General features: G+C 67.9%; 5 protein-coding genes and 2 pseudogenes. 5 read left to right on the plus strand and 2 right to left on the minus strand.

Annotated features, from left to right (window positions below; translation table 11 throughout):
* Window positions 1-74: 74 nt before the first annotated feature.
* Window positions 75-1,133 (minus strand): annotated as a pseudogene (locus tag ABEA26_RS23165) (transposase); the annotation flags it as partial.
* Between the two features lie 126 nt (window positions 1,134-1,259).
* The gene (gene infA, locus ABEA26_RS23170; protein ID WP_345595116.1) at window positions 1,260-1,484 is read right to left on the minus strand and encodes a translation initiation factor IF-1; all 225 of its coding nucleotides are present in this window, start codon (window positions 1,482-1,484) and stop codon (window positions 1,260-1,262) included.
* A 709-nt stretch (window positions 1,485-2,193) separates the two neighbouring features.
* Between infA and ABEA26_RS23175 the strand changes: the two genes are divergently transcribed.
* From ABEA26_RS23175 to ABEA26_RS23195, 5 genes and pseudogenes are all read left to right on the plus strand, one after another.
* The gene (locus tag ABEA26_RS23175; protein WP_345595118.1) at window positions 2,194-3,012 is read left to right on the plus strand and encodes an LLM class flavin-dependent oxidoreductase; all 819 of its coding nucleotides are present in this window, start codon (window positions 2,194-2,196) and stop codon (window positions 3,010-3,012) included.
* 53 nt (window positions 3,013-3,065) lie between these two features.
* Window positions 3,066-3,278 (plus strand): annotated as a pseudogene (locus tag ABEA26_RS23180) (transposase family protein); the annotation flags it as partial.
* 149 nt (window positions 3,279-3,427) lie between these two features.
* Window positions 3,428-4,444 carry a dTDP-glucose 4,6-dehydratase gene (rfbB, locus tag ABEA26_RS23185; protein ID WP_345595120.1) on the plus strand — a complete coding sequence of 339 codons (1,017 nt, stop codon included), beginning with the start codon at window positions 3,428-3,430 and terminating at the stop codon, window positions 4,442-4,444.
* A gap of 101 nt (window positions 4,445-4,545) precedes the next feature.
* Window positions 4,546-5,553: an ABC transporter ATP-binding protein gene (locus tag ABEA26_RS23190; protein WP_345595122.1), complete on the plus strand. Its 1,008-nt coding sequence runs from the start codon at window positions 4,546-4,548 to the stop codon at window positions 5,551-5,553.
* Window positions 5,550-6,389 carry an ABC transporter permease gene (locus tag ABEA26_RS23195; protein WP_345595124.1) on the plus strand — a complete coding sequence of 280 codons (840 nt, stop codon included), beginning with the start codon at window positions 5,550-5,552 and terminating at the stop codon, window positions 6,387-6,389. Before ABEA26_RS23190 ends, ABEA26_RS23195 begins: the two co-directional genes overlap by 4 nt.
* Window positions 6,390-6,605 lie beyond the last annotated feature (216 nt).

Consider the following 6,605-nt stretch of genomic DNA (forward strand, 5'->3'; position numbering starts at 1 on the left):
CGGCCGGCGCGGGTCCGCGCACGTTGCCGGGCCCGGTCACGCAAACCCCGTGACCGGGGAAGGTGCGGACCGCCGTCAGCATCGAAGCGGCGGAGGAATGCCTGCCAGAAACGGTCCACATCGTCCGGAGTGGCACCGATCTTCGAGGACCACAACCACACCGGCGGGGCATCCCGCTCCTTCGACAGGTGCTCGACCTTCAACCGAATCAACGTGCCTTCAACCAAGGGCAGTTCTCCGTCATGGTCGAGCCAGGAGGAGCGGTGGGTGAGCCGGGGGTGGACCCGGTCCCACGCCTGGGTCTCCGCCTTGCCGTAGTTGGTGGTCTCGGTGACCGTGGTGATCGCGGGCTCGGGACAGGTCTCCGGCTTGGTGAAGCGGAATTCCGGTCCGTGCTTGGGCGGCCGGCCATTGACGCCGTGCATCCGCGGTGGCTTCGGCAGCCGCATGACCCGGTCGGAACGGACCCGGCCAACGAGCTCGACCGGCAGATCGCGCAGGACCCAGGCCAGACGGGTGACGTCATAGCCGGCATCGCTCACGATCACGATGGCCGGGTCCCCGGCCTGCCACTGGCCCGCGACGATGAGCCGTTCAACGACTCCGCGGAGCTGGCCCGCGGTGATTGCGGTGGCGTCGTCCACCGGGCCGAGCCTGACCACGTCCAGGATCGCGGTCCATGACGTGGCACCCGGCTCCAGCACGGCCACGAAGGAGTACGGCCAGCCCGGAATGAACTGCGAGGCCGTCTTCGCCCGGCCGTAGACGTGACAGAAGAGCCGCTCCGCCGAGCACGGAGCGTCCGAACGCAGCCACGGCGACACATCGACCGCCAGGACCAGGTGCCCGCCTTCGAAACGCGGTAACGACAGCCCGGCCAGCACCCTCCGCAGCCGACCGACGTCGACCCGTCCGTGGTTCAGGCCGCCGTACATCGCTCCATGCCCACGACGATGCTCAGGCAGCAACGTCAAGTCCACCGGCGACTTCACCGCACCGTCCGCACACAGCACCGCGTCCGCCAGCTCGAACAACTCGTCACGCCGGGCGGTCAGACACCCGTAGAACTCTCCCCGGAAGCGTGACGCTTCCGCGAACGCTTCCCTCCGAACAGCATCAGGCAGCAGACTCACCCTCACGGCCTTCGTCTTGGTCACGTGCACCTTGGTCGGAGCGCATGATCAGACGAAGGCCGCCCCCACGTCCGGCGAACCCCCAGGTGAGCGACACAGTTCGAGACCGGAAGAAAAAGAACAAGGTCAGTTCCGGTACCGGAACACGATCCGACCGCGTGACAGGTCGTAGGGCGTGAGCTCCACCAGCACCCTGTCTTCCAGATAGATCTTGATGAAGTTCAGGCGGATCTTACCGCTGACGTGAGCGAGCACCCGGTGGCCGTTGTCGAGCTCCACGGTGAACATGCCGCTGCGCAGGCACTCGACGACCTTGCCCTCGACTTCGACGCCCGTCTTGTTCTTCTTCATCGCACCAGCTCCAGGTTGCTGCTGACCGGCCGGGCCCCGGCGAGCCCGGAGCGGTGTGTGACCCGAAGGTGCCAGGCGCCGATACTGCCGAACAAGCGTCCGTCGCGCCGGTGTTCCGCATGCGCGCGGCCGGCCACCTGCCCGCGATCCCGTGCACGCCCATGCCTATGGGTGACGCGCGTGATCGTCACAGCATTCTCGTTCAGGCAGGATGTGAAAGGCTTTGTGTTTATCGGAGTCTCCCTTCAGGAGTGCCTCGATCTCAGGCGCTCCTGGCGACACCGAACGTCAGCCGCCGGACCGTGACAGGCAGAAGGAGCGCCCATGGGCGATTGTGTTCACGGGGCTCACCTCCTACGGCAACTTTCACGGTCACCGACGACGCTAGCAGCGGAACACCATCGCACGCAATCTCCCAACTCGCTTACGGGACAAGGGAAACGGCCGACTTCCCAGCGCCTCCCCGCCGGCCTGTCCGCACCGCAGGCGGCCTCGGCCATGGCGCCGGGGCTTCTACCAAGCTGAGGGATGCTGGATCGGCACAGCCGCTTTTAGCCTGCTGGATGCAGCCGAAAGGGCTTCGCCCGGGTTCTTTGACACTGGTACGCACCGGAGTTGTTCTGAGCTCCGGGTCCGTTTGTCAGCCCCGCCTGCGATCGGGGGGCCGGTGCCCGATGGGTCCGCTCTACGAAAGGACACGGTTTCATCCATGACCGACAAGGCGTTCAAGTTCGCCGTGATAGCGGAGCCAAAGGACGAGAAACAGTGGCTGGGCATAGCCAGGCGAGCCGAGGACCAGGGGTTCACCACCCTGCTCTCGGCCGACGTCCTGACGGCGCCGTCGCCGTTCCCCGCCCTCGCCCTCGCGGCAGGGGCGACCACGACGCTGCGGGTGGGAACGTGGGTGATCGCCAGCCCGCTGCGCGCGCCGCGCATGGCGGCATGGGATGCCCACACGCTGTCCATGCTGAGCGGCGGGCGATTCGACCTCGGCATCGGGTCGGGCCGGCCCTTCGTCCTTGAGGACGCGGAGAAGCTGCTCGGCGTCCCGACACCGCCGGCCGCGGAACGCCTGGCGCAGGTGGAGAGGACGATCGACGAGCTGCGCGCCCTCGACGCAGACGCCCACACCCCGGTGCTCATCGCCGCCGGCGGTCCCAAGGCCCGTGCCCTGGCCGCCGCCAAGGCCGACCGGGTCACGCTCGCCGCGAGCCCGTTCGCCACCCGGGAGGAGATCGCCGCACGGGTCACGGAGGTGCGTGAGCAGGCCGGGGACCGTGGCGAGGAGATGGAGTTCGTCTCCCCGATCTACGTCATCGGTGACGAGGCACCGCCTTGGGTCCCGCGTCTGCTGAAGACCGACATGAAAGCGCTCATCGAGGGCGACTCGCTGAACATCCTGCGCGGGAGCCCACGGGAGATGGCCGACGAACTGCTGCGCCGCCGCGAGACTCTCGGCATCTCCTGCTTCACCGTGAACGCCGTGTTCGCCGAGCAGTTCGCCCCGGTGATCGAGCTTCTCGCCTAGAACGCTGTCCCGTAACTGCTGGTCACAGGTGCGGTGATCTTGATGTGTCTGCCGTGATCACGGCACTGCGCCGGGAATGTGCCGACCCGGTCCGCAAGGTCCGGCCGTGGAGCCTGCCTCGTGAAGACCGGGTCCTGGTGGTCGCTGCCTACGGGCGGACCACCCCGACCATGCGGCGGCTCGCCCCGCTGTCCGGGGTCTCCAAGTCCGCGGCCGACCGCATCATCGATCACCGGCCACCTCCGGCCCCGCGACAACCGGCCCGGCCGAGCCGTCAGCCGGCGTGGGGGAACTTGTCCGAACCCCAAGGAGGGAAAGTGACAGCTCTGGTGTTGTCGGGCGGGCCGGGGTTCCCGATCGCCGACGGACCCGCCCATGGCATCGGCGCCCCCGCGCAGACCGGGGTCGCCGCCCGATGAAACTCCTGGTAACGGGCGGTGCCGGATTCATCGGCTCGCACTATGTACGGCAACTGCTCGCCGGCGCATATCCCGGCTACGAACAGGCCCGGGTCACCGTGCTCGACGTGCTGAGCTACGCCGGACGCAGGGTCAACCTGCCGACCGACCATCCGCGGATGGACTTCGTGCAGGGTGACATCTGCGACCTCCCCCTGCTGCTCGACCTTTTGCCGGGCCACGACGCGGTGGTGCATTTCGCCGCGGAATCGCACGTGGATCGCTCGGTGCGCTCCGCCGCCGAGTTCGTACGGACCAATGTCGACGGCACCCAGGCCCTCCTGGAGGCGTCTGTGCGCCGCGGTGTATCCCGGCTCGTCCATGTCTCGACCGACGAGGTGTACGGCTCGACCGACGAAGGATCGTGGACCGAGGACGCCCCGCTGCTGCCCAACTCGCCCTACGCGGCGTCCAAGGCGAGTGCGGACCTGATCGCCCGCGCGTACTGGCGCACCCACGGACTGGACGTGTCCATCACCCGCTGCTCCAACAACTACGGGCCCTACCAGTTCCCCGAGAAGCTGATCCCGCTGTTCGTGACGAACCTCATGGAGGGCAAGCCCGTTCCGCTCTACGGCGATGGACGCCACGTGCGCGAGTGGCTGCATGTGGCCGACCACTGCCGGGCCGTGCAGGCGGTACTCACCTCAGGTGGCGCAGGAGAGATCTACAACGTCGGGGGCGGCACGAGCCACACCAACCTGGAGCTCACCGAGCGACTGCTGGAGCTGTGCGGATCGGACCGCTCGATGATCCGGCTCGTCCCCGACCGCAAGGGCCACGACCTGCGCTACGCACTCGACGACAGCAAGATCCGCGAGCAGGTGGGGTACAGCCCGCGCGTCCCGCTCGACCGGGGACTGGCCGAGACCGTCGCCTGGTACAGGGACAACCCCGGGTGGTGGAAGACGGTGAACGGCCGCCGCGCCGCGGACGGGGAGACCGACACCACCGGAGGCGGAGGTCCCTCATGAGCGACCGCAAGGCCCTGGTTCTCGAAGATGAACCGGCCTTCCGGCGCCGCCCGGCCACCTTCCCGACCACTTCGCGATGTTCTCCGAAGGAGACCAGACCGGTGTTGACCCTATCCGGAGAAGCAGAGACAGAACCCGGCTCCGCCGTGACGGAGGCGGCCATCCGGACGACAGGCCTGGAGAAGACCTACCCGGCCTCCGGTTCGCGGCCCGAGGTGCCCGCCGTCCGCGGCATCGACCTGGACGTCGGACGCGGGGAGTTCTTCGGCCTTCTCGGCCCCAACGGCGCGGGCAAGTCGACCACCATCGGGATGCTCACCACCCTGATCGTGCCGACCGGCGGCAGCGCCGAGGTGTACGGGGTGGATGTGGTGCGCAACCCGATCGAGGTCAAGCGGCGGATCGGGGTGGTGTCGCAGAACAACACCCTGGACAGCCAGTTGACTGCCGCCGAGAACCTGGAGTTCCGGGGCCGCTACTTCGGGCTCACCGCCAAAGAGGCACGCCGCCGCACGGACGAGCTGATCGAACTGTTCGACCTCGCCGAGCAGCGCAAGGGCAATCCGTTCCAGATGTCCGGCGGGCAGGCCAAGCGAGTGATGATCTGCCGGGCGCTGATGCACGGCCCCGAGGCACTCTTCCTGGACGAGCCGACCGCCGGACTGGACCCGCAGACCCGTACCAACCTGTGGCAGGTACTGCGAGAGCTACAGGCGGGCGGCCAGACGATCCTGCTCACCACGCACTACATGGAGGAGGCCGAGGCCCTGTGCGACCGCATCGCGGTCGTCGACCACGGCAGGATCCTCGCGCGCGGCACGGTGGACGAGCTGAAGAGCACCGTAGGCGCCGACACCGTCATCACCGTCAGCTACGACTCGCCCGTTGCCCCCGCCGGACTCCAGGCCCTCGCCGACCGGGACAGGATCAGCAAGGTCGAGGTGAGCGACAGGCAGGTGCGGGTGTTCGCCACCGCTGCGGACGGACTGCTCGGCGAGCTTGTGGCGATCGGCTCGGCCGCCGGGGTCGGCGTGATTGACGTGCACCAGCTGCGGCCCAGCCTGGAGACCGCGTTCCTCACGTTGACCGGAAGGAGCTACCGGGAATGAGCGCGCCATCCCTCACCCGGGCACCCCTCGCGCGGGCGACCGTTCTGCGGACGCTGACAGCGATGATGGCGCGTGAGATACGGGTCCTGCGCAAGTCCATGGTCTCGACCTTCGTCGGGGTGCTGATCCAGCCGGTGATGTTCGTGTTCGTGTTCGCCTACGTGATGCCCGAGATCGGCAGCGGCATCATGGCAGGCGGCGGGAGCGGGACCACCTTCTCCACCGTCCTGCTGCCCGGCCTGGTCGGCTCCTCGGTGGTCATGCAAGCGATTCAGGCGGTGACCTACCCACTGATGATGGAGCTGAACTGGCAGAAGTCCATCACCGACCGAGCGCTGGCGCCGATCCCCATCCCTTTGCTGGGGGTCCAGAAGATCCTGGCGGCGGCGCTGCAGGGGCTGATCGGTGGGCTCATGGTGTTCCCGGCGGTGCTGTTCATCCACGCGCCGGGCCAGGCCCCGCACGTGTACGTGGACAACTGGCCGGTGCTGGTTTTGGTGCTGCTGGCGAGTGCGGTGCTGGCTGCCGCGGGCGGGCTGCTGCTGGGTACGGTGATGAACCCGCAGAGGGTCCAGGTGGTGTTCGCGCTGGTGCTGCTGCCGATGACCATGCTGGGCTGTGTCTACTACCCGTGGGCGGCCCTGGAGGACGTTCGCTGGCTGCAGATCGCCAGTCTCGGCAACCCGCTGGTGTATGTGAGCGAGGGGCTGCGCAGCACCCTCACCCCCGACCTCCCGCACATGCCCTTGTGGGCGTTCCTGCTGGCGCTCCTCGGCGGCACGGTCCTGCTGACCTGGGCGGCCACCCGTACCTTTACCAGGCGTGTCCTGACCTGACCCGCCCGGGCTGCCGCCGCCGTCAGCTCCTCGCGCACATGCCGATGCCACGCCGGCACCTGAGCTTGGCGTTTAACCTCGCAGGTCACACGACCTGCTGATCTGCGGCTCTTTCCAGGACAGCGGAGGCGGCCGTTCTCCACACTTCGAGATGAGCTGTACTGAGCTTGGCGTTTAACCTCGCAGGTCACACGACCTGCTGATCTGCGGTTCTTT

Origin of the sequence: Streptomyces marokkonensis (genome assembly GCF_039539045.1) — a bacterium.
GTDB lineage: Bacteria > Actinomycetota > Actinomycetes > Streptomycetales > Streptomycetaceae > Streptomyces > Streptomyces marokkonensis.

Coding starts and splice junctions, on each gene's coding strand:
- infA (WP_345595116.1), bottom strand. CDS start 1,484: ATGAAGAAGAACAAGACGGGCGTCGAAGTCGAGGGCAAGGTCGTCGAG.
- ABEA26_RS23175 (WP_345595118.1), top strand. CDS start 2,194: ATGACCGACAAGGCGTTCAAGTTCGCCGTGATAGCGGAGCCAAAGGAC.
- rfbB (WP_345595120.1), top strand. CDS start 3,428: ATGAAACTCCTGGTAACGGGCGGTGCCGGATTCATCGGCTCGCACTAT.
- ABEA26_RS23195 (WP_345595124.1), top strand. CDS start 5,550: ATGAGCGCGCCATCCCTCACCCGGGCACCCCTCGCGCGGGCGACCGTT.